This window comes from Burkholderia sp. BCC1998 (genome assembly GCF_905339875.1).
GTDB lineage: Bacteria > Pseudomonadota > Gammaproteobacteria > Burkholderiales > Burkholderiaceae > Burkholderia.
The window spans coordinates 74,042-99,749 of the sequence record NZ_CAJPHE010000013.1 but is presented as its reverse complement, the minus strand read 5'-3'; the positions used below and the strand labels follow the sequence as shown (position 1 = coordinate 99,749).

General features: G+C 68.5%; 20 protein-coding genes. 2 read left to right on the top strand and 18 right to left on the bottom strand.

The genetic code is table 11. From position 1 onward, the window contains the following. Positions 1 to 195: 195 nt before the first annotated feature. The 14 genes from U5A56_RS22290 to U5A56_RS22225 form a co-directional block, all read right to left on the bottom strand. On the bottom strand, positions 196 to 1,227 hold the full coding sequence (locus U5A56_RS22290; protein WP_321924595.1) for an iron-siderophore ABC transporter substrate-binding protein: 1,032 nt from the start codon (positions 1,225 to 1,227) through the stop codon (positions 196 to 198). Further along, complete coding sequence (gene fhuF, locus U5A56_RS22285) at positions 1,227 to 2,027, bottom strand: siderophore-iron reductase FhuF (protein ID WP_321924593.1); 801 nt, start codon at positions 2,025 to 2,027, stop codon at positions 1,227 to 1,229. Before fhuF ends, U5A56_RS22290 begins: the two co-directional genes overlap by 1 nt. Next, entirely contained in the window at positions 2,024 to 4,126 is a 2,103-nt protein-coding gene (gene fhuB / locus U5A56_RS22280) for a Fe(3+)-hydroxamate ABC transporter permease FhuB (RefSeq protein ID WP_321924591.1), read from the bottom strand. Before fhuB ends, fhuF begins: the two co-directional genes overlap by 4 nt. Next, positions 4,123 to 4,974 carry an ABC transporter ATP-binding protein gene (locus U5A56_RS22275; protein ID WP_321924589.1) on the bottom strand — a complete coding sequence of 284 codons (852 nt, stop codon included), beginning with the start codon at positions 4,972 to 4,974 and terminating at the stop codon, positions 4,123 to 4,125. The genes fhuB and U5A56_RS22275 overlap by 4 nt, the downstream gene beginning before the upstream one ends. Continuing rightward, positions 4,964 to 5,983, bottom strand: a complete 1,020-nt coding sequence (locus tag U5A56_RS22270; RefSeq protein ID WP_321924587.1) for a TauD/TfdA family dioxygenase — start codon at positions 5,981 to 5,983, stop codon at positions 4,964 to 4,966. Before U5A56_RS22270 ends, U5A56_RS22275 begins: the two co-directional genes overlap by 11 nt. A 44-nt stretch (positions 5,984 to 6,027) precedes the next feature. Further along, on the bottom strand, positions 6,028 to 6,270 hold the full coding sequence (locus tag U5A56_RS22265; RefSeq protein WP_044843583.1) for an MbtH family protein: 243 nt from the start codon (positions 6,268 to 6,270) through the stop codon (positions 6,028 to 6,030). A gap of 117 nt (positions 6,271 to 6,387) precedes the next feature. After that, positions 6,388 to 7,056 (bottom strand): RNA polymerase factor sigma-70, encoded by a 669-nt coding sequence (locus tag U5A56_RS22260; protein WP_044843584.1) that lies wholly within the window; start codon positions 7,054 to 7,056, stop codon positions 6,388 to 6,390. A gap of 321 nt (positions 7,057 to 7,377) precedes the next feature. Then, the gene (locus tag U5A56_RS22255) at positions 7,378 to 8,400 is read right to left on the bottom strand and encodes a fimbrial protein (protein ID WP_321924702.1); all 1,023 of its coding nucleotides are present in this window, start codon (positions 8,398 to 8,400) and stop codon (positions 7,378 to 7,380) included. After that, the gene (locus U5A56_RS22250; protein WP_321924585.1) at positions 8,397 to 9,143 is read right to left on the bottom strand and encodes a molecular chaperone; all 747 of its coding nucleotides are present in this window, start codon (positions 9,141 to 9,143) and stop codon (positions 8,397 to 8,399) included. Before U5A56_RS22250 ends, U5A56_RS22255 begins: the two co-directional genes overlap by 4 nt. 16 nt (positions 9,144 to 9,159) lie before the next feature. Then, positions 9,160 to 11,613: a fimbria/pilus outer membrane usher protein gene (locus U5A56_RS22245; RefSeq protein WP_321924700.1), complete on the bottom strand. Its 2,454-nt coding sequence runs from the start codon at positions 11,611 to 11,613 to the stop codon at positions 9,160 to 9,162. Positions 11,614 to 11,731: 118 nt separating this feature from the next. Next, positions 11,732 to 12,244 (bottom strand): fimbrial protein, encoded by a 513-nt coding sequence (locus U5A56_RS22240; protein ID WP_044843588.1) that lies wholly within the window; start codon positions 12,242 to 12,244, stop codon positions 11,732 to 11,734. Between the two features lie 864 nt (positions 12,245 to 13,108). Next, a complete protein-coding gene (locus U5A56_RS22235; RefSeq protein ID WP_321924583.1) occupies positions 13,109 to 14,572 on the bottom strand; it encodes an efflux transporter outer membrane subunit in 1,464 nt (487 codons plus the stop codon). Continuing rightward, positions 14,569 to 17,706 (bottom strand): multidrug efflux RND transporter permease subunit, encoded by a 3,138-nt coding sequence (locus U5A56_RS22230; protein ID WP_321924581.1) that lies wholly within the window; start codon positions 17,704 to 17,706, stop codon positions 14,569 to 14,571. The genes U5A56_RS22235 and U5A56_RS22230 overlap by 4 nt, the downstream gene beginning before the upstream one ends. Positions 17,707 to 17,725: 19 nt before the next feature. Then, complete coding sequence (locus U5A56_RS22225) at positions 17,726 to 18,910, bottom strand: MexX/AxyX family multidrug efflux RND transporter periplasmic adaptor subunit (protein ID WP_321924580.1); 1,185 nt, start codon at positions 18,908 to 18,910, stop codon at positions 17,726 to 17,728. 150 nt (positions 18,911 to 19,060) lie between these two features. Here U5A56_RS22225 and U5A56_RS22220 point away from each other — a divergent pair, with 150 nt between their 5' ends. Beyond that, a complete protein-coding gene (locus U5A56_RS22220; RefSeq protein WP_321924579.1) occupies positions 19,061 to 19,708 on the top strand; it encodes a TetR family transcriptional regulator in 648 nt (215 codons plus the stop codon). A gap of 330 nt (positions 19,709 to 20,038) precedes the next feature. Continuing rightward, the gene (locus tag U5A56_RS22215) at positions 20,039 to 21,316 is read left to right on the top strand and encodes a M23 family metallopeptidase (protein WP_321924577.1); all 1,278 of its coding nucleotides are present in this window, start codon (positions 20,039 to 20,041) and stop codon (positions 21,314 to 21,316) included. A gap of 170 nt (positions 21,317 to 21,486) precedes the next feature. On the opposite strand, the gene U5A56_RS22210 is transcribed toward U5A56_RS22215, so the two are convergent. From U5A56_RS22210 to U5A56_RS22195, 4 genes are all read right to left on the bottom strand, one after another. Next, the gene (locus U5A56_RS22210) at positions 21,487 to 22,212 is read right to left on the bottom strand and encodes an amino acid ABC transporter permease (protein ID WP_044843594.1); all 726 of its coding nucleotides are present in this window, start codon (positions 22,210 to 22,212) and stop codon (positions 21,487 to 21,489) included. A gap of 2 nt (positions 22,213 to 22,214) precedes the next feature. Continuing rightward, positions 22,215 to 22,937 carry an amino acid ABC transporter permease gene (locus U5A56_RS22205; protein ID WP_044843595.1) on the bottom strand — a complete coding sequence of 241 codons (723 nt, stop codon included), beginning with the start codon at positions 22,935 to 22,937 and terminating at the stop codon, positions 22,215 to 22,217. Positions 22,938 to 23,040: 103 nt separating this feature from the next. Further along, positions 23,041 to 23,856: an ABC transporter substrate-binding protein gene (locus tag U5A56_RS22200; protein ID WP_321924575.1), complete on the bottom strand. Its 816-nt coding sequence runs from the start codon at positions 23,854 to 23,856 to the stop codon at positions 23,041 to 23,043. 452 nt (positions 23,857 to 24,308) lie between these two features. Beyond that, positions 24,309 to 25,613: an MFS family transporter gene (locus tag U5A56_RS22195; RefSeq protein ID WP_321924573.1), complete on the bottom strand. Its 1,305-nt coding sequence runs from the start codon at positions 25,611 to 25,613 to the stop codon at positions 24,309 to 24,311. Positions 25,614 to 25,708: the final 95 nt, after the last annotated feature.

Here is a 25,708-nt window from a genome sequence, read left to right as displayed (position 1 = left end):
AAGCACCGGAAGCACCGGAAGCACCGGAAGCACCGGAAGCACCGGAAGCACCGGAAGCACCGGAAATATATCGTTCGGTGTACGTAGTTGTTTACGACGCCGACGTAATGCAGCGAAATAGGCATTCGCGCCACACGCGCGAGACAATGCAATTCGCGACCACGCCGCCCCACCCGCCGACGACCCGCCGCGCGTTCAGCGCACGGCCGGCAGCTTCAGCATCGTATCGGTCATCACGTCGGCCAGCTTCAGCGCCGACATCGGGCCGCCGAATCCCCAGATGTTCCGCTCGACGAGCGCGATCCTGCGCTCGCGCAGCGCGGGCACGAAACGCCACACCGGCGAATCGAGTTTCGACGCGAGCGGCACGTCCATCCCCGTCGCGGTGACGAACAGCACGGCGAGATCGCGTTGCCGAAGCAGATCGGCGGACGTCACGTAGAGCGTGCCTTCCCGCGTCGGCTTCTTCGGCCACGGATCGAGCCCGAGCGCGCGCGCGAGGCCGGCCGACGTGCTGTTGCCCGTATAGGCCCAGTAGCGGTCGGGCAGCCCGAGATCCTGCAGTAGTGCGATGCGTTCGCCGCCGCGGCCCGCGGCCGCGAGCCGAGCCGCATTGCGCGCGATCCCTGCGTCGAGTTGCGCTTCGACCGCCTGCGCGCGCGCCTCGCGCCCGGTCACGCGACCGATCGTCCGGAAGATCTGGCGCATCCAGTCGAGCTGCGTGACGGGCACGCCGTCTTCCGACACGTTCGGGCTGAACTGGAACAGGATCGTCGGCGCGATCCGGTCGAGCGCGGCGAAGATCGGCGCATGCCGGAAGCCGACGCCGATGATCAGGTCGGGCTTCACCGCGGCAATCGCCTCGAGCCCCGGCTCCTGCCGCGAACCGATGTCGGTCACGTGCGCGAGCCGGTCGCTCTGGTAGCCGAGCCAGCCGGGATAAAACGCGGTATCGGCCATGCCGACCGGCACGAGGTCGAGCGCGATCACACTTTCCGCGAACATGAAGTCGAGCGCGACCACGCGCTGCGGCCGCACGGGCATCGTCGCGCTCGCCTGCGACACGACGGGGTTGGCGGCGAGCGAGCGGCCCGGTTGCGACGGCATGCCGCCCTGCCCGCCGCGTGCGCCGTCCGCGATCGCGGCGGCCGGCGCACCGCAGCACGCGGCGCCGAGCGCAGCCAGTGCCGCGAGCGCATGGCGGCGGCCGGCATGCGGTACCGGCATCACCGGATCGCGTCCTGCCCGGCCAGCGCCGCGTCGTCCATCGTCAATAGCAGCGGGCAGCTTCCACACAGTTGCGTTTCTCCAGGAATTTCATAGCGCAGGCAGCACACGCGGCGCGCGCGAAACGGCGTCGGCAGCAGCGGCGAGCGCGGCACGGCGTCGCGCACCGGCATGCGCAGCGGATTCGGCTCGCCGGCGACGCACGACGCGCCGAACAGCCAGTCGGCATCGCGAACGGGATCGGCCGCGCACGGCAGCGCGCGGTACGTGTCGAGCAGATAGTCGAGCAGGTTGCCCGCGTTGCTCCACAGCACGCGCGGCGTGACGCGGCCCATCGCCGCGAGCACGTCGATCACCGCGCCGAGATGCGCGACGAGCCCCGCATAGCGCGGCGCAGGTTCGTCGCACGGCGCGCCGAGCGCGTCCGGCGCGACGTACAGCGCGGCCGGCATGCCGTCGTCGAGCGCGACGAAGGTGCGCTCCGGCGCCATGTCGAGCGGCCGGCCGAGCGTCAGCGCGGCGACCACGCCGGCGGGCGCCGCGCGGCCGAAGTAGTACTTGCTCCATTGCGACACCAGCGCGCGCGCATGCAGCGCCGGATCGCCGCCGTAGTGGCGGACCATCGCGTCGAGCACCGCATCGCGATGCTCGGGCAGCGCGCTGACCGGCACGACGATCCGGCCCGGCGCGTGCGTGTCGTCGGGCGTCCCGAGCCACACGGCGTCGAGATGCGCGGCGAACGGTTCGGGCGCGAACGCGGAGAATCGCTTGGCGCGTGCGCCGTCGAGCGCCGGCGTCATCGCCCCGCGCGCCGGGCGCGGCGCCCCTCGAGGATCAGCAACCCGAGCAGGTAAGGCGCGCCGATCAGCGCGGTCAGCACGCCGGCCGGCACTTCGCGCGGCGCGACGACCGTGCGGGCGGCCAGATCGGCGAGGCCGAGAATCAGCGCGCCGCATGCGGCCGCGAGCCACAGCCGCGTGCGATGCCGGCGCGCGCCGAGCATCGTCGCGACGTGCGGCGCCATCAGCCCGATGAAGCCGACCGGGCCGACCGCCGCGACGGCCGCGCAGGCGGCGAGCGTCGCGATCGTCAGCGCGAGCGGCCGCAGCGCGGCGACCGGCAGGCCGAGCGCGGCCGCCTGGTCGTCGCCGAGCGCGAGCATGTCGAGCGGCCGCGCGAGCCATGCGAATACCGGCAGCGCCAGCACGCACCACGGCAGCAGCATCGACACCTCGCCCCAGCTGCGGCCGTAGGTGCCGCCGACGAGCCAGACGACGAAGCGCGCGGGCTGCACGCTTTGCTGCGTGATCAGCCATTGCGCGAGCGTGGTCCAGAGCGCGCCGGTCACGATGCCGGTCAGCGCGACCGCGAGCGGTGCGTAACGATGCCGGTGATTCAGCACGAGCGTGATCGCGAGCGACGCCGCACCGCCGCTCAACGCGGCCGCCGCGAGCGTCACGTGCCCCATCAGCGGCCACGTCGACAACGCGAACAGCGTGACGAGCCCTGCGCCCTGCGTGACGCCGAGCACTTCGGGGCCGGCGAGCGGGTTGCGCACGACGCTCTGCATCGCGACCCCGCTCACCGCCAGCAGCGCACCCGAGAGGAGCGCGCACAGCAGCCGCGGCATGCGCAGGTCGATCAGCATCCGCGCGACGGAATCGTGACCCGACAGCGCGGCGGACCAGCGTGCCGGCGACAGCCATTCGGGGCCGGCCGACACGCCGACGAACACGACGAGCGCGCCGGCCACGACGAACAGCGCGGAGCGCAGCGGCCAGCCGAGCCGTTCGAGCCAGCCGACCATGCGCGTCGCCCCGCCGCCGGCCGCGCGTTCGGCTTGTGCGTGCAGCACGCCCGACCACGCGGCGCCGCGCCGGATCATCGCGAGCATCAGCGGCGTGCCGACGAGCGCGATCGCGACGCCGGTCGACAGCGTCGCGTCGAGGCCCGACGCGATCACCGCACTGTCGGTGACGAGCACGAGCGCACCGCCCGCGAGCGCCGACAGCGGCACCAGCACGCCGAGCCGCGCCGCGCGTGCGCCGCGCACCTGGCGCAGCAGGTTCGGCGCGACCAGCCCGACATACGACAGCGGGCCCGCGATGCTGACGGCCACGCTGGTGAACGCGACGGCGACGATCGTCGCCGCGAGCCGCGTCGCGTCGACACGCACGCCGGCCGCGGCCGCCGCCTCGTCACCGAGCGCGAGCGGATTCAGCGGCCGGATCACGAACGGCAGCGCCAGCAGCGGCACGACGAGCCAGCGTGCGGCGAGCGCGAGCCCGGTCGCGCCCGGCTGATAGAGACTGCCGTTGGTCCACAGCGCGGCGCCCGCGATGTTCTGCTCGAAGAACGCGAGCACGAGCGTCGACAGCGCCGCGAACAGCAGCATGCAGACGCTGCCCGCGAGCACGAGCCGCAGCGGCGTCGCGCGCCAGCCGCCGGCCGCGGCGATCGCGCACGCGGCGGCGACCAGCCCGCAGACGAACAGCAGCGGCACCGATGCGACCCCGGCGAGCGCCGGCACCAGCATCGCCGCGAGCAGGCCGAGCTGGGCGCCGCCCGTCACGCCGAGCAGGTCGGGGGACGCGAGCGGGTTGCGCGTGAGCGACTGGAACAGCGCGCCCGCGATGCCGAGGCAGCCGCCCGCCGCGAGCGCGGCCGCGACGCGCGGCAGGTTGAGATCGAACAGGAACACGGCCGCGAGCGCGGCCGCGTCGCTGCCCGGCACGGCGTTCCACCACACGCGCAGGTCGGGTGCGACGCGCAGCACCGCCAGCACGGCGATCAGTGCAACGAGGCCGAGCGCGAGCGCGCCGGCGCGGCGGCCGGCTATCGCACCGTGGGCGCCCTGCCCGCTCGCGGCGAGCCGCTTGCGCATCGCGAACGTCGTCATACGGCGATATCCCGCTGGACTGTGCGATCGAACGCGCCCGCCGTGCCCGATGCCGGCGGCCCGTAGGCCGGCACGCACATCGGCGCGCCAGTCTGCGGATGCGCGAGCTTCAGCATGTCGACGCCGAACGCCGCGCGCAGCCGCGCCGGCTCCAGCATCGCGTCGGGCGAGCCCTGCGCGACGAGGCGGCCGGCACGCATCAGCACGATGTCGTCGCTGTACGCCGCCGCCTGGTTCAGGTCGTGCAGGACCCACACGATCGTCAGCCCGCGCGCGCGGTTCAGCGCGCGCAGCGCGTCGAGGATGTCGAGCTGGTGATGGATGTCGAGATAGGTCGTCGGCTCGTCGAGCAGCACGATCGGCGCCTGCTGCGCAAGCGCCATCGCGATCCATGCGCGTTGCCGCTCGCCGCCCGACAGCGCGCCGACGTCGCGCCCGGCGTCGCCGGCGAGACCGCTCGTGTCGAGCGCCTCGTCGATCGCCGCATGATCGGCGCGCGACAGCCCGCGCAGGAAGCCGCCGTACGCGTAGCGCCCGTACGCGACGAGCTCGCGCACCGTCAGGCCCGACGGAATCTGGTTGAACTGCGCGAGCATCGTGAGCTCGCGCGCGAGCGCGCGGCGGCGAAACGACGCGAGCGGCTTGCCGTTCACGTCGACCTGGCCCGCACGCGCGGGCTGCAGGCCCGCGAGCGTGCGCAGCAGCGTGCTCTTGCCGCAGCCGTTCGGGCCGCACAGAGCCGTGACGCGGCCGGCCGCGATCGACAGGTCCAGCCGGTCGATCACGACATGGTCGCGATAACCCACGCTCAGCCCGCGCGCGGCCAGCGCGGCGGTACTACGCGTCATCGGTCCTCCGTTCGGTCGCGCGCGGGACCGTGTAACTCTGCGCCATCGCGACGACCACCTTGCGCGGCCCCTCGAACGGGTCACGTGCGTGCGCGGTCAGCATGTTGTCGAGCATCAGCACGTCGCCGGTCCGCCACGGGAACACGATGCGCTGGCGGTCGAGCACGCCGCGGATCTCGGCGAGCGCGTCGGCCTCGAGCGGCGCGCCATCGCCGTAGTACACGTTGCGCGGCACGTTCTCGAGCCCGACCGCGTCGACGAGCGCTTCCTGCATGTCGTCGTCGAGCGCGGACAGGTGAAACAGGTTCGCCTGGTTGAACCACACGCGCTCACCCGTGCGCGGATGGCGCGCGACGGCCTGGCAGCGTTCGCGCGTGCGCAGCAGCAGTTCGCCGTCGTCGTCGGTGCGCCATGCGCATTCGATCCCGCGCGCCGCGCACATCCGCTCGACCTCGGCCGGCGCGTCGGTGCCGAACGATTGCTGCCACGGCAGGTCGAGCCCCTGGCCGAAATTGCGCACGTACAGCAGTTCGCGCTGCTCGAAGCGCGCGATGAGCGCCGGATCGAGCGCGCGATAAACGGCGCGGCTGTCCGCGATCGGCGTCGCCCCGCCCTTCGGCGCCGCGAGCGCGCAATGAAACCAGATCCGCAGCGGCCACTCGCGCGTGTACGACTGTTCGTTGTGCAGCGGAATCGCGCGGTGCGGCGGGTATTCGGTCGACGTGTAGACGGCGCCCTCGACCTGGCTGCGCGGCGTCGACGCGTATTCATAGCCGATTAGCGGATCGCCGAACGATGCCGCGAACCGCTGGAACGCATCGATCGACGGCACGTGAAAGCCCGTGAACAGCACACCGCCCGCCCGTTCGAGCGTGTCGGCCGCGATCGCCTGCGCGAGCGGCGCGATCTCGTCGATCGAAATGCCGTCGGCGCTGCGCGGCGACACGACGGTGGGCAGCCCGGGCTCGATACGCAGGTCGTCGAGCGTCGGCAACGAAAGCAGGGTCATGCAACGTCCTCTTCAGGTGACGCGCCGGATCGCGGCGCGGCGGGTCACGACGTGCGCGTCGCGCGCTCGCCGTCCATCGCGCGGCGCAGGCTCGCGGGGCGCATGTCGGTCCAGACGGTCTCGATGTGCGCGAGGCAGTCGGCTTTCGGGCCGCGCACGCCGACCTCGCGCCAGCCGGCCGGCACGGGCCGGAACGTCGGCCAGATCGAATACTGTTCTTCGTCGTTGATGACGACCGTGTAGACGAGGTCGTCGGTATCGGCGGAAGGCGTCGTGGCTTGCGTCATGATCGAAAAAACGGGAAGCGGTTGAAGGATGCGAAGCGGCAAGTGACCGGACCGTCGGATCGTTGGACCGTTGAATCGGCCGCTCCTGTCTTGAAGACGATTGGCCGGCGCGTTTTTTTACCGTCGCCGCGCGCGCCCGCCGAGAAACACCGGGCACGCGACGCCGCGATGGCATGCGTCGAGGCATTCCGCGCAGTGCCGCTCCGCGTCGCGCACCATGAAATGCACGAGGGTTTGCGACACGTTCAGCGCGCGCGCCGCGGTCTGCAGCGTCTCCTCGCGCAGCCGCACCATCTCGAACGCCGCGCGGCTGCGCGCCGGCAGGTCGTCGAGCGCGGCCCATACGCGGCGCAGCGTGTCGCGCGTCAGCAGCGCGGCCTCGGGCGTCGGTTCCGGCGACGGCACGTCGAAGCCGTCGTCCTCTTCCGTGTGATAGACGTTCTCGAGGCTTTGCCGGCGGCACGCGTCGATCGACGCGTTGCGCACCATCCGCGTCACGTACGCGACCGGCTGGCGCACGGCGTCCTGGTTCGGGAACTCGACGAGCTTCACGAACACGTCGTGCACGACGTCCTCGGCCCGGCTCGCACAACCGACGAAGCCGCGCGCGACGTTGACGAGCATCGCGCGATGGGCGATCAGCACGTCGAGCAGCGCGCCCTGCGCACGCGGCTGCGCGCCGCGATGCGCCCGCGGTGCGGGACGTGACGGGAGGTCCGGACAACTGCCGAGGAACGGGTTCGCCGCTGCGGCTGCCGGCCGTTCGAGCACTTCCGCCATTGCCATCGATCTGCTCCGTCAGATTTCGAGATAGCGCAATTTAACGTAAACGCAAATCATTCTCAATACGATTACGAAATGCCCCTTCAGATCGTCAGGATTTGTCTGATTAATTGACGGGATCCGTGTTTTTGTCGGACGGGATGGCTGCCGCGGAGCGGTGGCGTGGGGAAAGCTTTCCGCGGGAAGGAATTGGCATGGCACCGTAAACGGCCCGCGGCGCCTGGTGGGTGTGGCACGGCGTCGGGAGCGCCGCAAAGAAGCGCCGGCATGCCGGCGCTTCTTTCATGGCGCGCGCGGCGCGTCCGGCCGCGCACGCAGCGCGCGTCAGTAGATGAACAGCCGGATCGTTGCGGTCGCATCGAACCGCCCGATCTTCGGCGGCCCGAACGACTTCAGCACCGCGTCCATCCGCACGCTTTGATTCATCACGTTCGACGGAAACTGCGCGAGCGTGAACTGCTGGTTGAACGGAATCGCGTTGCCCTTGCTGTCCTCGATGCCGATCCCGAAATTGCTGTCCTTCGCCGGCACCAGCAGGCCGTTCTGCAGCGGATAGCTCGTTTCGAAATAACCGTCGACGCGCACCGCGACGTTGCACTTCTTGGACAACGACAACGAGAACGGCTTGCGCGGCACCGCGGGCAGGAAGCCGTTACCCACCGCCTGCACCTGACCGAAGTTGACGATGCCCGGTTCGGGCGTCACGAGCACGTCGACGAAGCACGGCGTCGGCTTGAGGTTGCGCAGGCCGCTCAGGCGGTACTGGAAGCTCGTGCCGAATGCATTCAGCCCGAACTCGCCGTCGAACTGGAACACCGTATAGATATCGCTCGGCGGCTGGACCCAGTTGCCCTTCTTGCGCACGACGACCTGGTAGTCGATGCTGATGCGGGTCTGCTCGCAACGCCTGCGATCGAAGTCTTCCCTGCTGCACGGCGGCACCGCATAGCCGGTAAACACCCCGCCGCCGCGATTGCTCGTCTTGTCGAAGTAGTCGACGCCCTGGTAGCGGATGCCGATCTCCAGCCCCCACGCCGCCGGGTTCGTGCGGTTCGGATTCGCGTAGAAGTAAATGTTGTCGACGACTTTCAGGCTGTCGGCATCGCCGAGATCCTTGTAGCAATACCCCGATGTCGTGCGGACCGGCGACACCCAGATCACGTAGCCGTCCGGCGCGTCGGTCGGATACGACGCCACGCCACCGATCGGCTCGGTCAGCGAGGTCGCGCCGCTGTTCGTCAGGCATCGCAGCGCCCACGCCGGCTGCGCCGCCGCGACCAGCAACGCAAGCACGAGCCAGCGCAGCCATGCTGCCGGCCGTTGCCGTTCGCGCATCCCGCCGCTCATCGCTTCACGCTCTTGCACGCACCGGCGTCGCACGCGTATTCGACCGCCACCTGGCCGCCGTAATCGTCGATATGCGTGACGAACAGCGTCGACGGCGTCGCGGCCTTGAACGGCACGCCGGCCGTGCTCATCGGGCTCACCATCACCGGCTCGATCGGCACCGGCGTCTTCTGCGCGCCTGCCGTCACCTCGACCACCGTCACGTGGTACGGCGTCGGATTGTCGAACACGAGCGTGTGCGCGGCCGGGTCCAGCCGCAGCGTCATCGGCAGCGTCCAGTCCTCGTCGCGCGCGGGCTGCACGGCCTTCGGCCGGTAGAACAGCTTCATCTGCGTATGCAGCGCGATCTGCAACGTGTTCGGTATATCGGACTTCGGCGGCACTTCGCGGATGTTCAGGTAGAACACCGATTCGCGATCGGCCGGCAGCGCGGCACCGGGCAGCTTCGCGATCCGCAGCACGTTGCGCTCGTTCGCCTCGATGCGCTGCAGCGGCGGCACGACCATCAGCGGCGACGCGATCTTGTTGCCCTTCGCGTCCTCGAGCCACGACTGCACGAGATACGGATACGTCGTGCTCTTGTTCGTGATCGTGACGATCGCGGCCTGTTCGCCTTCGTTGAAGATCACGCGGGTGCGGTCCGGGACGATCGCCGCGTGCGCGACACCGGCGAGCAGCGCGCTCGCCGCGCTCAGCATGCACGACGCGCGTCGCAGGAAGGAAAGGGAGAAAACGTGGTTCATCGCTGGATCCGTGAAATCATCGTTCGATCCGTGCGGCCGCTGCGTGCGACTCGCCGGATGCCTGGCACGTCACCGGAATCGGCGTGCCTTCGAGTTGAAGCTGGTTCGGCAGCACGTCCACCGTGCACAGCGTGCGTTCGCCCGCGCGCACCGCGAGCGCGGATTTCGGCTGAACCTGGGTCAGGAACGCGGCCCCGCCCTCGCCGACGATGCCGAGCTCCTTGCCGTTCGCCGCGTCCTGCACCGACGCGCCGAACGGCAGCGGCTTGCCGGCCGCGTCGGTCAGCGTCAGGTACAGGTTGCTGCCGCGTGCCGCCGAAAACCTGACGAAGCCGATCGCGCCGTCGGTCAGCACCATGCGCTGGATCGGGTTCGACACCTGCACTTCGAGCGGCAGCTTCTCGACGTTGACGGTCGCGTCGTACACGTTGTACGGCGAGATCCCGTCGAGCACTGCATAGCCGCGCGAGTCGGTGTGCGTGAGCGTGCCGGACAGCGGCACGTCGCGCACGCCGTCGGTCGAGACCAGGAGGCGCGTATCGCCCGCGTTGCCGTTCGCGTGTGCAGCCAGCCCGTACTGCGTCGCGACGAGCGAGCCGTCGACCTCGAGCGACGCGGCCGCATACGCGTTCGCGACCGTCGACGCCTGTGCGCTCAACTGGTAGGTCGACGTGCGCTGGCGGAAACTCGCGTTCGCCGATGCGCGGCCATCGGTCGCGCCCGCGTTGACCTGGTAGGTGCGGCCGTCCGGATCGTCGTAGATATAGCCTGCGTTCGCGCTCGTGCTGCCGTTGCCTGTCGTCAGGTTCGACGTGACCGTGTGACGACCGCCGATCGGCAGCGTCGCGGTCACCGAGAACTGGTTGCCGCTCGTGCCCGCGCTTTGCGTCCGGAACGCCGACAGGCTGACGTTCAGGTTGCGCAGCGCACCGATCGAGAACGCACGCGTCAACGTGAGGCCGATGCGCTGCTCCGACGAGCGCGCCCAGTAAGTCGTCTGGTCGTACGAAAAATAGGTCGACGTGTCGCCGAAGCGCTTCGACAGCGTCGCCGAATAGCGCTGCTTGCTGTTGGCGAGGCCGTATGCGGTCGGGTCGCCCGAGAACTGCGCGAAGTTCGTGTATTCGCGCTCGGAAAAGCGGTAGCCGAAAAAGCGCACGTCGGCATCGAGCGTGTCGAAATGCTTCGAATAGTTGATCCGGTACGAGTTGCCGTTGCGCGTCGCGCCGTTCCACCACAGGCGCGCACGCGCATGCGTGACGTCGGCCGAGACTGCGCCGAACGTGCCGAAATCGCGCCCGACACCGAGCGCGATCGACGTATAGCCCGACGCGGCGATGAAGCCGCCGTACACGGTGAAATCCAGCGGCAGGCCGTACGCCGCTTCACCGAAACCGAAGAACGGCGTGATGCCGGCGCCCCCGAACTGCCGCGGCTTGCCGACCGCGGCCTTGTAGCGCAGCTGTCCGGTGCGCGCGAGAAACGGCACGGCGGCCGTCGTCACCTGGAAGCGCTGCACGCTGCCGTCTTCTTCCTCGACCGCGACGTCGAGCGTGCCCTGCACGCTCGTGTTGATGTTCTGCAGCGCGAATGCGCCCGGCGACACGCGCGTCACGTACAGCACGCGGCCCGCCTGCGAGACGGTCACGGTCGCATTGGTGCGCGCGACGCCCGCGATCAGCGGCGCATAGCCGCGCAGCGAAGGCGGCAGCATGCGGTCGTCGCTGCGGATCGACGCGCCGGTCAGCGCGAACGTGTCGAAAATGTCCGAACTCAGGTAGTCGTCGCCGAACGTCACCGTCGACTGGATCGACGGCAGCGCACGAAATGCGTAAAGCCGGCTGAAGCGGAACGTGCGATCCGCGTACGCGCTGCTGCCCGCGTTCGACTGCGCCTGGTAGTCGCCGCGAAAGCGCCACGCGTCCCAGTTCGCCCCGATCGTTCCGTAGGCCTGGATCGAATTCGTCTGCTCGCCGCCCGAACCGAAGTTGCGGTTCGTGTTCGCGATCACGCGATAGTCGAGCATCGCGCCCGGAATCCCTTCGGACCAGCGCTCCGGCGGCAGGTAGTTCGAATCGGTGAATTCGAGCGCGGCCTGCGGAATCGTGATCTTGAGCCGACCGTCGCTCTTCAGGTAACGCACGGTGGCGCCCTCGATCGCGCCGAGATCGACGCAGCGACCGCCCTGGAAGCGCGGCAGGTCCTTCGCGAGCGACGGCTTCAGCCCGAACTGCGCGACGAGTTCCGGAGGCAGGCACGGCTTGCCTGCGCCGGACGGGTCGAGCGCGATGAACTGGATCGCCTGCAGCCCGTAGAACAGGTCGTTGACCTGCACGTCGAGCATGTATTCGCCCGGCAGCGTGAAGTCGGCCTGCGCGAACTGCGACAGGTCGACGTTGTTCGAGCCGTCGATGTCGAGGAACGACGAATTGAATTCCGTCGCATGGCTCTGGCTGCCGACCACCAGCACGGAGACGCAAAGGAAGGAATGTCTGATTCGCACGCGGCGCTACCGGAAGTCCGAGAAAAACTGGGCAGGAGGACAAGCCGGAGAAAGGGTGCGCGCACCCCTCCTCCGTGACGGCCGCTTACTGGTAGCGAACCGTGAAGTTCGCGACGCCGTCGGCCGTACCCGGCGTCACGTCGGCTGCCGTCGCTTCGTAGCGTGCAGCGAAGCGCACGGTGTTGTTGCCGTTCTGCAGCAGGGTTGCAGCGGCCTGTTCGACGCCGTTGTCGAGGTCTTCGCCCGTTGCGCCCTGTACGCGGATGCCGACGTTAGTTGCCGAGCCGATCGTGGCGAGCAGCTTCGGCTGGGCCGCGTTCGACGTACCCGTGAACGTGAAGAACGCGTTCTTCGAGATGCTGGTGTCGCAGTCGGTCAGGACGATGTCGAACTTGACCGGCTCGGACTTGTCACCGGCCTTCTTGAACGTGTGGGTCGGCACCTTGCCGAGGTTCACGGTCTGGTTGACCGAACCCGAATCGATACCGCACGCGCCCGCGACGATCTCGCCCGTGAAGTTGATCGTGCCGGTGCCGGCTGCGAAGGCCGAGGTGGACAGGGCTGCGAGTGCGACAGCGGCCAGGAGGGATTTTTTCATGACGTTTTCCGTGAGAATTGCAAAGGGAATGGACGACGTGGCGGATACAAAAGGCAGCGTGTGGTTGGCTCCCGTCCGTCACGAGGCGGCATTATCGAGATATGAATGAAAGAATTCTGTAAAGCATTGTCAAATCGCAAATGACAATCTTCGCCTTGCGTACTTTCAAACCCACTGTTTCCTTGAAATTCTCAATCCAGATATTTTCATCCGCAGTCCTTTTTGATTTTCTAGAACCGACTGAAAATTAAAGACATTTTCTTTTCGGGATCGCTTATTCCCCGCCTTTCCTTGCTGGATATGGCTTCGCCGGATTACCAATCAAAAAGGCCAAAATTCTGTCCGATCCTGCCATCGTTGCCCGACCGCAACGAATGCATTCATCGATTTTCAACTGAGAGGAAATTAACGGCCGATTTTCGGTGCTGCGGATTTCTCGCGCAAACGATTGCGCAATCCGCACAAACGTTTTACCGCGACATTTCGTCACCCGTCATTATTCCCGATACAAGAATCAATTGAATCGTCAAGCCGCGATTAAAAGCCGCATGTAATGCCGTGCGCCGTCACGACATTCGGCGTACCTGCGCGACAACGCGCACGCGACGTTTCGGCGCCCTGGATGGAATCGAAACAGGAGGAAGTCCGGCACGCTCGAGGCCGTGTGACGACGCGATCGGTCGCCAGGATGCGTTGCGGGTTGAAGGCGCGCTTCAGCTCGACAGCGGGGAGAAACTACGTGGATGACGACGACGCGCGGATGCGTTCATCGTCGATCCGTGCCGATGGCCGGATGGAAGCCACACCGGCCGGGGTGGCGACGACACATCGCAATGCGCGATCGCCACCCGCACAGCTAGCGAATCACGCGGCGGCCTCCCCGGCTGAAGCCGGCGTCCACCCGCCGCCCAGTGCGCGATACAGCGCAATCGCATTCGCGAGCCTCAGTTCCTTGAGCCGGATCAGTTCCTGTCCCGACTCGTACGTGCTGCGCTGCGCGTCGAGCAGTTCGAGATACGTCGCGACGCCGCCCGCATAACGACGCTCGGCGAGCTTCAGCCGCGCGCCGTCGGCCGCGTACACGTCCTGCTGCGCGGCAAGCTGGCGATCGATCCAGTCGCGCGCGGCGAACGCGTCGGCCACTTCGCGAAACGCGGTCTGCACGGTCTTCTCGTATTCGGCGACCGCGATGTGCTTGCGCGCGGTCGCGACGTCGAGATTCGCGCGATTGCGGCCGCCCGCGAAGATCGGCAGCGTGATGCGCGGCGCGAACGTCCACACGCTCGTGCCGCCCGCGAACAGGCTCGAGAACGCGTCGCTGACCGAGCCGTAGTCGGTCGTCAGCGCGACGCGCGGGAAGAATGCGGCGCGCGCGGCGCCGATCTGCGCGTTCGCGGCCTTGAGCCGCGACTCGGCCTGCCGGATGTCCGGCCGCCGCTCGAGCAGCGCGCTCGGCGCGCCGGGTGCCACCGGCGCGATCGCGAGCGCGTCGAGCGCGGTGCCGTCGGCCGGCACCGTGCGCGCGAAATCGCCGGCAAGCAATTGCAGCGCGCGCACCGACTGCGCGTGTTCGCGCTGCAGCGCGGCCTGCGACGCACGTGCGGACGCGACCAGCATCTCGGCCGAGCGCAGCTCGATCGCATCGCTCGTGCCGGCCGCATAGCGGCGCTGCGTGAGCGCGGCGATGCGCTCGCGCGCGTCGAGGGTGTGCCGCGCCAGCGCCAGTTGCGCGTGCAACGACCGTTCGGAAACGTACGCGCCGGCGACTTCGGCAATCACGCCGATGCGCACCGTGCGCTGCGCGTCGGCCGTCGCGAAATACTCGGCGAGCGCCGCATCGGACAGGTTGCGCACGCGGCCGAACAGGTCGAGCTCGTACGCGCTGATACCCACGCCCGCGCGATACAGCCCGCTCACCGCGCTCTCGCGCACGACCGGGTCGTACTGGCGCGTGCGCTCGTAGCCGAGGTTCGCGTCGAGCGACGGCATCCGGTCCGCGCGCTGCACGCCGTACAGCGCGCGCGCTTCGTCGAGCCGGCCGGCCGCGATCCGCAGGTCGCGATTGTTCGCGAGCGCCGCGTCGATCCAGGCCTGCAGCGCCGGGTCGGTGAAATATGCGCGCCAGTCGTCGAGCAGCGCGGCATCGACAGGCGCCGCGACCGACGCCGGCTGCGTGCCGCCGTCGACCGGCGCATAGCTGGCCGGCACCGGCGCCGCCGGCCGCTCGTAGCGCGGCGCGAGCGAGCAGCCGGCGAGCGCGAACGCGAGTGCAGCGGCCAGCGCGACCGGGGCCCGCGACGTCGCGCGCGCCTTCAGGTGAAACGTCATTGCGCACCCTCCATCGTCGCCGGCCGCGACCCGCCGCGCCGGCGCGGGCCGACGTCGAACAGGCGGCCGACGATCACGAAAAACAGCGGGACGAGGAATACCGCGAGCACCGTCGCCGTGATCACGCCGCCGAGCACACCGGTGCCGATCGCCATCTGCGCGCCGGACGCGGCGCCCGATGCGAACGCGAGCGGCAGCACGCCGACGCCGAATGCGAGCGACGTCATCACGATCGGCCGCAGCCGCAGGCGCGCGGCCTCGAGCGCCGCGTCGACGAGCGACATGCGCTGCGCGACCAGGTCCTTCGCGACTTCGACGATCAGGATCGCGTTCTTCGCGGACAACCCGATCGTCGCGATCAGCCCCACCTTGAAGTAGATGTCGTTCGGCATCGCGCGCAGCGTGACGCCGAGCACCGCGCCGATCACGCCGAGCGGCACGACCAGCATCACCGCGAACGGGATCGACCAGCTCTCGTACAGCGCCGCGAGCGCGAGAAACACGACGAGCACCGACAGCGCGAACAGCATCGGCGCCTGTGCGCCCGACAGCCGCTCCTCGAACGACTGCCCCGACCACGCGTAGCCGATGCCGGCCGGCAGTTTCGCGGCGAGCCGCTCGATCGCGGCCATCGCTTCGCCGCTGCTGTGCCCCGGCGCGGCCGAGCCGTTGATCGTGAACGACGGATAGCCGTTGTAGCGCGTGAGCTGCGGCGGCCCGAGCGTCCAGTGCAGCGTCGCGAACGCCGCGAGCGGCACCATCTCGCCGCGCGCGTTGCGCACGCGCAGCTTCTGCACATCGTCCGGATCGAGCCGGTGCCGCCCGTCGGCCTGCACGATCACGCGGCGCACCTGCGTGCCGTGCATGAAGTCGCCGATATAGTCGGAGCCGAACATCACCGCGAGCGTCGTGTTGATCTCGTCCATCGACACGCCGAGCGCCGACGCCTTGGCACGATCGATGTCGAGCTTGAGCTGCGGCGCGTCCTGGGTGCCGGCGAACATCAGGTCGGTGAGCGCCGGATCCTTGCCGCCCGCCGCGAGCAGTTGCTCGCGCGCGGCGCTGAACGCCGCATGGTCGAGCCCGCCGCGGTTCTGCAGCCGGAAGTCGAAGCCGCCCGTCGAACCGAGATCGGGCAGCGCCGGCGAGTTCATCGCGAACACCGTGGTGTTCGCCGTGCCCGCGAAGCGCGCGTTGATGCGCGCGACGATCGCCTGAACGTGATCGCGCCCGGCCTTGCGCTCCTTCCAGTTCTTCAGCGTGACGAAGATCATCCCGCCGTTCGGCCCCTCGCCGTACAGGTTGAAGCCGCCGAGCGCGAACGTGTACGCGGCCGGCTCGTCGCGACGAATGTACGACTCGACCTCGCGCACGCTCTGCATCGTTTCCGCGAGCGGCGTGCCCTGCGGGCGGATCACCATCACCATGAAGTTGCCCTGGTCCTCGTCGGGCAGGAACGCGCTCGGCAGTTGCGTGAGCATCAGCGCGGCCGCCGCGGTCAGCGCACCGTACACGACCAGCCAGCGCAGCGGCTTGTTCAGCATCGCGCCGACGCGCGTCGCATAGCGCTGCGTCGAGCGCGCGACGAAGCGGTTGAAGCCGCCGAAGAAACCGCGCTTCTCGTGATGGTCGCCGGACACCGGCTTGAGCAGCGTCGCGCACAACGCGGGCGTCAGCGACAGCGCGAGAAACGCCGAGAAACCGATCGAGACCGCGAGCGCCAGCGCGAACTGGCGGTAGATGTTGCCCACCGCGCCGCCGAAGAACGCCATCGGCACGAACACCGACGTCAGCACGACCGTGATGCCGACGATCGCGCCGCTGATCTGCTGCATCGCCTTGACGGTCGCGTCGTAGGGGCCGAGCCCTTCCTCGACCATCAGCCGCTCGACGTTCTCGACGACGACGATCGCATCGTCGACGAGGATGCCGATCGCGAGCACCATCCCGAACATCGTCAGCACGTTGATCGAGAAGCCGGCCGCATGCATCACGCCGAACGTGCCCGCGAGCGCGACCGGCACGACGAGCGTGGGGATCAGCGTCGCGCGCAGGTTCTGCATGAACAGGAACATCACGAGGAACACCAGCACGCCGGCCTCGACGAGCGTCGTGACGACCTTGTTCATCGACACGCGCACGAACGACGACGTCTCGTACGGGATCTGGTATTTCACGCCCGGCGGGAAGTAGGCGGACAGCGTGTCCATCGCCGCGCGCACGCGCTGCTCGGTGGCCACCGCGTTCGAGCCCGGCGCGAGCTTGATGCCCATGCCCGTGGCGACCTTGCCGTTCACGTACGACGGATAGTTGTAGTCGTTGCCGCCGAACTCGATGCGCGCGACGTCGCGCAGGTAGAGCGCGGCGCCGTCCGGCTGCGTGCGCAGCGCGATCGCGCCGAAGTCGGCCGGCGTCTTCAGCGGCGCGTCGGCAAACACCGTCGCCGCGATCGGTGCGCTGTCCGGCACCGCGCTGCGGCCGATGTCGCCGACCGTCACGCGCGCGTTGTGCGCGCGCACGGCCGACGCGATGTCCGACGCGGTGAGGCCGTGCCCGGCCAGCTTCACCGGGTCGGGCCAGATCCGCATCGCATATTCGGCGCCCCAGAACTGCACCCGGCCGACGCCGTCGACGCGGCGCAGCGCCTGCACGACGTTCGCCGACGCGTATTCGCCGAGCTGCACGTCGCTCATCCGGCCGTCGTCGGAGGTCAGCGACACGACGAGCTGGATGTTGTCCGCGGCCTTCTCGACCTGGATGCCGTCGCGCCGCACGGGTTCGGGCAGCCGCGCCTCGACCGTCTTCAGCCGGTTCTGCACTTCGACGGCCGCGAGATCGGCGTTGACGCCCTGCTTGAACGTCAGATAGAGCGACGCCATCCCGGCGCTGCTCGTCGCGGACGTATACAGCAGCCCCGGCGCGCCGTTCATCTCGCGCTCGATCAGCGCGGTCACCGATTCCTCGACGACCTGCGCGGACGCACCCGGATACGTCGCATAGATGCTGACGACGGGCGGCGCGATGTCCGGATACTGCGCGACGGGCAGCGCGCGAATCGCGAACACGCCGCCGAGCATGATGAAGAGTGCGATCACCCACGCGAAGACGGGGCGATCGATGAAGAAACGTGCCATGTTGGTCTATGTGAACCGGTCAGGTTTGACGGGCGGCCGCCGGTGATGCGGCCTTCGGCGAGGCCTGCTCGACGGGCTTGACGGCGGTGTCGGGCGCGAACTGCGCGGCGTTGTCGACGATCACGCGCTCGCCGCCCGCGAGGCCGCGCGTGATGCGCCAGTCGCGGCCGCTCATCCGGTCGGCGACGACCTCGACGTCCCTCACCTTGCCGTTCTCGCCGACCACGCGCACCGACGTGCGATCGGCCGTGCGCAGCAGCGCATCGCGCGGCACGAGGATCGCGCGCTGGTCGACGGCCGCGTCGAGCGCGATCCGCACATACGCGCCCGGCAGCAGTTCGCGCTCGGGATTCGGGAACAGCGCGCGCATCGCGACGGTGTCGGTGGTCGGATCGACCGCGAGATCGCTGAACAGCAGCTTGCCCTTCAGCGGATACGCGGTGCCGTCGGCGCGCAGCAGCGTCACCGTGACGTCGTGCTGCGCGATGCCCGTCGCGCGCCCGCTCTTCACCGCGCGGCGCAGTGCGTCGACGTCGGCCGCCGGCTGCGAGAAATTCACGTAGATCGGGTCGAGCTGCTCGACGGTCGTGAGCGGCGTCGCCTGGTCCTGGCCGACGAGCGCGCCTTCGGTCACGAGCGCGCGCCGGGCGCGGCCCGAAATCGGCGCGGTGACGGTCGCATAGTCGAGCTGCAGTTGCGCGCGGGCGAGCTCGGCCTGCGCGGACGCGACGTCGGCCTTCGCCTGCGTGTCGCCCGCGACGGCCTCGGTGTGATCGCGCTCGCTGACCGCGCGGTCGCGCACCAGGTCGTCGTAACGGCGGCGCTTGTCGCTCGCCGCGAGCGCGGCGGCCTGCGCCTTCGCGAGCGCCCCTCTCGCGGCGTCGCGCGCGGCCTTCAGCGGTGCGGGGTCGATGCGGAACAGCACCGCGCCCTGCTTCACTTCCTGGCCTTCCTCGTAAGTCCGCGCGGTGACGATGCCCGCGACCCGCGCGCGCACTTCCGCCTGCCGATATGCGTCGAGCCGGCCCGGCAATTCGACGGTCATCGGTACGGCCGTCGGACGCACCGTCACGACCGTCGCGTCCTGAATGGCCTCCGGCGCCTTGTCCCGTTCGCCCTTTCCGCAGCCGCTCGCGGCCAGCGCGGCCGCGAGCGCGAACGACGCCAGCCGCAGGCGGCGCCCCAGGGAGCGTTTGTTATTCATGTGCTGACCTCGGATCGTTCGCCGCCATACAATGCGGCGGCTCAGGGTGGCCGATTATAATCAGTCACGACTGATTAAATACAGGCGGTTGCAATCCGGCCGCCATACTGTCTCAATAAAACGACAGCGAACTGTAAGGAAATTCACGACATGGCCCGCAAGACCCGGGAAGAATCGCTCGCCATCAAGCACCGGATCCTCGACGCCGCCGAGCTCGTGCTGCTCGAAAAAGGCGTCGCGCAAACCGCGATGGCGGACCTCGCCGAGGCCGCCGGAATGTCGCGGGGCGCCGTGTACGGCCATTACCGCAACAAGATGGAAGTGTGTCTCGCGATGTGCGACCGCGCATTCGCGCGTACGTCGGAAGGGTTCGACGCGGTGGACAGCCTGCCCGCGTTCGCCACGCTGCGCCGCGCGGCGTCGCATTACCTGCGGCAATGCGGCGAGCCGGGCGCGATGCAGCGCGTGCTCGTGATCCTCTATACGAAATGCGAGCAGAGCGAGGAGAACGGCGCGTTGCAGCGCCGCCGCATGCTGCTCGAGCTGCAGATGCTGCGCATCACCAAGGCGCTGCTGCGCCGCGCGATCGCGGCCGGCGAACTGGCCGCCGATCTCGACGTGCATCTCGCGGCCGTCCATCTCGTGTCGCTGCTCGAAGGCGTGTTCGCCTCGATGATCTGGACCAACCGCTTGCGCGGCAATCGGTGGAACGACGCGGAAGCGATGCTCGACGCCGGCTTCGACGCAGTCAGGACATCCGCCGCGCTGCGCGTGCGCGCGCAAAAATTTCCTGTCTGACGAAAAGCCGCGCAATAAATGCTGAGTTAACCCGATTTACCGCAGTGCGAAACGAATGAGCCGACCCTCTTTAAAATTTTTAACGTTTCGCGGAACATCGGTAGACTGACGCTGTCATCTTTCTTTAGCGTCTTCGTGATAAACCGGGTTCGACCCGGAAAGGTCACGCCGCCGTTCGAAGCGGGCCTGCCCGCGAGTTGGGTCGAACGGAAACGACACAGGCCCCTGGCGGGGCCTGTTTTGTTGCACGCCCGTCGCCCGCCCCGTCGTCACCCGACGGATCTGCCGCCGATGGTTCACGCCCACACCTCTTTGAACCGCTTTTCCTGGATGTGGACACCTTTGGTCAAGCCTGCCGCAATTCCTGATGCTTTCGCGCCCGGGCGCGCGCAGCGCCTCGTGCGCGCGCTCGTGCCGGCCGCCGTGCTCGGCGCCCTCGCCGCCTTCGGTCTCGCCGCCGCGCTGCCGGCCGTCTCGCAACTGCCGGGCGCCGTCGATTCGGGCACGGCCGCGCTGCCGCAGCGCGTGCTGTCCGACACGCCGTTTCCCACCGCGCAGCATTTCGTGACGAGCGAACTCGCGCGCACGATCGGCGAGCGCAACGAACGCGATGAACGCACCGACCGCAACCTGCAGCCGGGCCTGTTCGCGCCGCTCAGCGCGCACCGCAACGACATGCTCGGCTATACGAGCCTGTTCCAGCTCGCGCCGCCCGAGCAGCAGCACGGAATGCGCGCGGGCGACATCGAACTCACGCTGTCCGATACGCTGAACCGTCTCGACGTGCCGCCCGAAGTGCGCATCCAGCTCGGCGATCTCGTCACCGGCAAGGTCGCGCTGCGCGCCGGCGCGCAGCGCGGCGACTACTACCGCATCGCGTACGACACCAACAACGGCACGCCGCACCTCACCGCGCTCGAGCTGCGCGTCGCGGGCCGCACGTTCGGGGCGATCTGGTTCCGCGCGCCGGGCGCCGACCACGGCGCGTACTACACGCTCGACGGCGCGCCGCTCGAAGCGGCCGCGTTCACGATGCCGGTCAAGTGGACGCGCATCAGCTCGTTCTTCGGCGAACGCGTCCACCCGCTGTCGCAGGCGATGGCATTCCATACCGGCGTCGACCTCGCCGCACCGTCCGGCACGCCCGTCAATGCGGCGGCCGACGGCGTCGTGTCGTTCGTCGGCACCGATCCGGGCGGCTACGGCCACTACGTGATCGTCGATCACGCGGACGGTTATTCGACCTACTACGCGCATTTGTCCGCGTTCGCGCGCGGGCTGAAGACCGGCGAAACCGTCAAGCAGGGCCAGCGCATCGGCTCGGTCGGGATGACCGGCGCGGCCACCGGTCCGCACCTGCATTTCGAAGTGCGCGTCGCGAACGACCCGGTCGATCCGCTCGTCACGCTCGCGAGCGCGCAGACAGGGCTGTCCGACATGCAGCTCACCGCGTTCCGCCAGGAAGCGGCGCAATGGCGCTTCCGCCTCGCGTCGATCAGTACGACGCCGTTTGCATTCGCGCAGAGCGACGGCCCGCTGTGGGGCGACTTCGCGACCGGTCCGTCGACGCTGCGTTCGGTGTTCGATACGCACTACAGCGCGTCCTGACGCTGACGTGACGCGCTGTAGTGCCGAAGTTCTCAAGCACCGAAGTTCTGAAGCACCTTCACGCCCGTCGCCGCTCGCTCGGCGACGACGCGGCCCGCTGCGGATAGCCGCACGCTCTCACTTTCATCACCGGAAACGCGCCGCATGCATCGCACGCGGCGCGCACGCCGTCACCGCACCGGTTCCGTGCGTTCAGCCGCAGCCCGCGCGATGCGCTCCGCGCGAGGACGACGCGACAGCAACCAGCGCGCCGCACCGTCGAGCGACGTGCACAGCACCAGATAGATCGCCGCGACGAACAGGAAGATCGGCGCCGGATACACCATCAGCCGGTTGTTCACCTGCGTCGCGACGAACGACAGTTCCGGCACGCCGACGATATACGCGAGCGACGTGTCCTTCACGAGCGCGACCCACTGGTTGACGAACGACGGCGTCATGATCCGGATCGCCTGCGGCAGCAGCACGTAGCGCACGGTCTGCCAGCGCGTGAGCCCGAGCGACAGCCCCGCCTGCCACTGCCCGTCGCCGGCCGCGACGATGCCCGCATGCACCGCATGCGCGAGATACGCGCCGCCGATCAGCGCCAGCGCGCACACGACCGTCGCGAGTCCCGGCACGTCCATGTGCAGCAGCATCGGCATCAGGAAGTACGTCCAGAAGATCAGCATCAGCACCGGAATCGCGCGAAAGAAGCCGATGAACGCGAGCAGCAGCACGCGCAGCGGGCCGCGCGCGAGCGCCATCGCGACGCCGAGCGCCACGCCCAGCACCGCCGATGCGATGGCCGACGCGATCGCCAGCACGAGCGACAGCGCGGCGCCGCCGAGCGGGCCATCCGGGAATGCGCCGACGAGCAGGTACGGCAGGTTGTCGAGCAGCAGCGAGAGATCCATCGTCAACGCCCCGCCCCGAGCCGGTCGCGCCATTGCGTGGCCGCGTAGGCACCGGCCTCGATCGCGGCCACCGCGGCGATGTACAGCACGGTCGCGACACCGAAGGCGGCAAAGGTCTTGAACGTCTCCGTCTCGACCTGCCGCGACGCGTACGACAGCTCGGCGACACCGATCGCCATCGCGAGCGACGAGTTCTTCACGAGATTCATGTATTGGCCGAACAATGGCGGCAGCGCGATGCGCACGGCCTGCGGCAGCACGACGTAGCGCAGCGACTGCATCGGCGTGAGGCCGAGCGCCGCGGCCGCATCGTGCTGCGCACGGCGCACGCCGCGCAGCCCGGCTTCGCATTCCTCGGCGACGAACGCGGCCGTGTACGCGCTCAACCCGAACCAGCCCGCGACGAACTCGAACGACGGCCATGCGAGCGTGAACGGGCCCGCGCTCAGCTGATGACGCGCGTTCAGCCACGCGACCCATGTGTCGGGCAGCAACGACGCGACGCCGAAATACCAGAACAGCAACTGCACGAGCAACGGCGTGTTGCGGAATGCGACGACATAGCCGGCCGCGAGCGTGCGCGGCGCCGTGCCGCGCGCATGCCGCATGACGGCGAGCAGCAGTCCGCCGACCGTCGCTGCGAGCGCCGACGCGGCCGCGAGGCCGAGCGTCAGCAGGAAGCCCTGCCAGAGCCAGGACAGATATTTGGGAGCCAAGCCGAGCATGGTGGTGCGGGCGCGAAGCAAGCGATCAAGAGAAACGGAAAACGCCGCGATTCCCGCGCACCGGCACGACCGATGGCGGAACGCGGCGCGTCCTGCATGCGACTCAGGTCTTGTCGCCGATGCGGAAGATGCGCGTGAGCGGCGTCTTCGTCGTCGGACCGAACCACGCGTCGTAGATCTGGCCCGCGCGGCCATTCGCCTCGAGCCCCTTCAGCGTGTCGTTCACGAAGCCGAGCAGGCGCGTCTCGCCCTTCGGCACGCCGACGCCCATGTAGTCGTTCGAGATCGTGAATGCCGGGATCTCGTAGTTCTGCTTGTCGGGCACGTTCGCGAGCAGGCCGATCAGCTTCGGGCCGTCCTGCGTGATCGCCTGCACGTTGCCGGCGCGCAGCGCGGCGAACGCGAACGGCGTGTCGTCGTACGCGACGATCGTCGCCTTCGGGAATTTCTCGCGCAGCGTGATCTCGTTCGTCGTGCCCTTGTCCGCGCCGACGCGCAAGCCGTTCAGCTGGTCGGCCGATTTCAGCACGCCCTTCTTCGCGAGAAACTGCTGGCCCGACGAGAAATACGGGATGCTGAAGTCGACCTGCTTCGCGCGCTCGTCGGTGATCGTGAAGTTCGCGAGCACCAGGTCGACCTTGCCGGAGGTCAGGAACGGAATGCGGTTCGCGGGATTGGTCGGCTGCAGCTGCAGCTTCACGCCGAGCTTGTCGGCCAGCGCCTTCGCATAGTCGACGTCGAGGCCGACGATGTGATTGCTCTTGCCGTCGACATAGCCGAACGGCGGATTGCTGTCGAAGGTCGCGACGCGCAACACGCCGGCCTTCCTGATGTCGTCGAGGCGGTCCGCGTGCGCGACCGTGCCGGCCGTAACGAGTGCGGCCCCGACGAGCCACGTAGCGAGAGTGTGGAATTTCATGAGCACGACCTGATTTGTTATGAAGGCCGGCGCGGATCGCGCGGCGGCCGGTTCGAGGAACATCGCGACGCTGTGTGTCGTCGCGAAGCCGCTAACGTATCAGCGCGTGCGGCGATTCCGAACCAACAAATGGTGCTTTGCTCTGCGGGTTTCGTGATGAGGCTTGCAGCGGCTGCATGCGGCGCATGCGCACAAAAAAACGCCCGCTGCACGCAGCGGGCGCGAATCCCAGTCAAGGAGGTGTCACACGAACTACGCGTTCAGAATAAGCGCATCGTCCGCTGCGGACAACGAAGCGATTCCGATATCGATATCGTGCGCCCCGCGATGAGCTTGCACGCGCGCATGCGAAAACGCCATGCATAAAAAACGGCGCTCCGCCTGCATGGCGGAGCGCCGTCCTGTTGCACGTTGCCGGTCGATGCGGGCAACCCGGCGGGCTGCCCTGCCGATCACGGTTCGTGACGCAGGTACCCTTCCTTGCTCGGATCGCGCATCCGCCACGACACGATCAGCGAGATCGCGCACAGCACCGTCACGTACCAGTAGAAGGTTTCCTCGCTGCCGATCGACTTGAACCACAGCGCGACGTACTCGGCCGAGCCGCCGAAGATCGCGTTCGCGACCGCATACGACAGGCCGACGCCCATCGCGCGCACTTCGGGCGGGAACATCTCGGCCTTGATGAGGCCGCTGATCGACGTGTAGAAGCTGACGATCGCCAGCGCGATCGTGATCAGCACGAACGCGGCCGTCGGGCTCGTGACGGTCTTCAGCGCGTGCATCAGCGGCACCGTGCCGATCACCGCGAACGTGCCGAACAGGATCATCGACGTGCGGCGGCCGATCTTGTCGGACAGCGCGCCGAACACCGGCTGGATCAGCATGTAGACGAGCAGCGCGACGGTCATCACGTTGCTGGCCGTCTTCGCATGCATGCCGGCCGTGTTCACGAGGTATTTCTGCATGTACGTCGTGAAGGTGTAGAAGATCAGCGAGCCGCCGGCCGTGAAACCGACCACCGTGAAGAAGGCGTCCTTGTGCTGCCACACGCCGCGGATCGTGCCCGCGTCCTTCTTGTCACGCGATGCGCTCGTGGACGTCTCGTCGAGCGATTTGCGCAGGTACAGCGAGATCAGCGCGGCCGCCGCCCCGCAGACGAACGGAATGCGCCAGCCCCACGCCTTCAGCTCGTCGTTCGACAACGCCTGCTGCAGGATCACGAGCACCAGCAGCGCGCACAGCTGGCCGCCGATCAGCGTCACGTACTGGAACGACGCGAAGAAGCCGCGCCGCCCCTTCAGCGCGACCTCGCTCATGTAGGTTGCGCTCGTCCCGTATTCGCCGCCCACCGACAGCCCCTGGAACAGGCGCGCGACCAGCAGCAGCGCCGGCGCCAGCGCGCCGATCTGCGCATAGGTCGGCAGCACCGCGATCACGAGCGAGCCGCCGCACATCATCAGCACCGAGATCATCATCGCCGTGCGACGGCCGTGACGGTCGGCGATGCGGCCGAACAGCCAGCCGCCGATCGGACGCATCAGGAAGCCGGCCGCGAACACGCCGGCCGTGTTCAGCAGCTGCGTGGTCGTGTTGCCGCTCGGGAAGAACGCCGGTGCGAAGTACAGCGCGCAGAACGAGTAGATGTAGAAGTCGAACCACTCGACGAGGTTGCCCGACGAGGCGCCGACGATGGCGAACACGCGCCGCCGGGTGTCATGCGCGGACAGCGCAGCTTGGTCGGTCTGGACGTCCATGGGTTGGTCTGTTCCTTTTAGTGCTTTCTGGGCGAGACGGCTCGCGGGCCGTCGCGTACGGTCGCACGTGGCACCGGTTCCGGCGGCACGGCGCT

Bases quoted from the DNA above. Each gene is read 5' to 3' on its own strand.
- U5A56_RS22290 (WP_321924595.1), bottom strand. From the start codon at position 1,227: ATGCCGGTACCGCATGCCGGCCGCCGCCATGCGCTCGCGGCACTGGCT.
- fhuF (WP_321924593.1), bottom strand. From the start codon at position 2,027: ATGACGCCGGCGCTCGACGGCGCACGCGCCAAGCGATTCTCCGCGTTC.
- fhuB (WP_321924591.1), bottom strand. From the start codon at position 4,126: ATGACGACGTTCGCGATGCGCAAGCGGCTCGCCGCGAGCGGGCAGGGC.
- U5A56_RS22275 (WP_321924589.1), bottom strand. From the start codon at position 4,974: ATGACGCGTAGTACCGCCGCGCTGGCCGCGCGCGGGCTGAGCGTGGGT.
- U5A56_RS22270 (WP_321924587.1), bottom strand. From the start codon at position 5,983: ATGACCCTGCTTTCGTTGCCGACGCTCGACGACCTGCGTATCGAGCCC.
- U5A56_RS22265 (WP_044843583.1), bottom strand. From the start codon at position 6,270: ATGACGCAAGCCACGACGCCTTCCGCCGATACCGACGACCTCGTCTAC.
- U5A56_RS22260 (WP_044843584.1), bottom strand. From the start codon at position 7,056: ATGGCAATGGCGGAAGTGCTCGAACGGCCGGCAGCCGCAGCGGCGAAC.
- U5A56_RS22255 (WP_321924702.1), bottom strand. From the start codon at position 8,400: ATGAGCGGCGGGATGCGCGAACGGCAACGGCCGGCAGCATGGCTGCGC.
- U5A56_RS22250 (WP_321924585.1), bottom strand. From the start codon at position 9,143: ATGAACCACGTTTTCTCCCTTTCCTTCCTGCGACGCGCGTCGTGCATG.
- U5A56_RS22240 (WP_044843588.1), bottom strand. From the start codon at position 12,244: ATGAAAAAATCCCTCCTGGCCGCTGTCGCACTCGCAGCCCTGTCCACC.
- U5A56_RS22235 (WP_321924583.1), bottom strand. From the start codon at position 14,572: ATGACGTTTCACCTGAAGGCGCGCGCGACGTCGCGGGCCCCGGTCGCG.
- U5A56_RS22230 (WP_321924581.1), bottom strand. From the start codon at position 17,706: ATGGCACGTTTCTTCATCGATCGCCCCGTCTTCGCGTGGGTGATCGCA.
- U5A56_RS22225 (WP_321924580.1), bottom strand. From the start codon at position 18,910: ATGAATAACAAACGCTCCCTGGGGCGCCGCCTGCGGCTGGCGTCGTTC.
- U5A56_RS22220 (WP_321924579.1), top strand. From the start codon at position 19,061: ATGGCCCGCAAGACCCGGGAAGAATCGCTCGCCATCAAGCACCGGATC.
- U5A56_RS22215 (WP_321924577.1), top strand. From the start codon at position 20,039: ATGTGGACACCTTTGGTCAAGCCTGCCGCAATTCCTGATGCTTTCGCG.
- U5A56_RS22210 (WP_044843594.1), bottom strand. From the start codon at position 22,212: ATGGATCTCTCGCTGCTGCTCGACAACCTGCCGTACCTGCTCGTCGGC.
- U5A56_RS22205 (WP_044843595.1), bottom strand. From the start codon at position 22,937: ATGCTCGGCTTGGCTCCCAAATATCTGTCCTGGCTCTGGCAGGGCTTC.
- U5A56_RS22200 (WP_321924575.1), bottom strand. From the start codon at position 23,856: ATGAAATTCCACACTCTCGCTACGTGGCTCGTCGGGGCCGCACTCGTT.
- U5A56_RS22195 (WP_321924573.1), bottom strand. From the start codon at position 25,613: ATGGACGTCCAGACCGACCAAGCTGCGCTGTCCGCGCATGACACCCGG.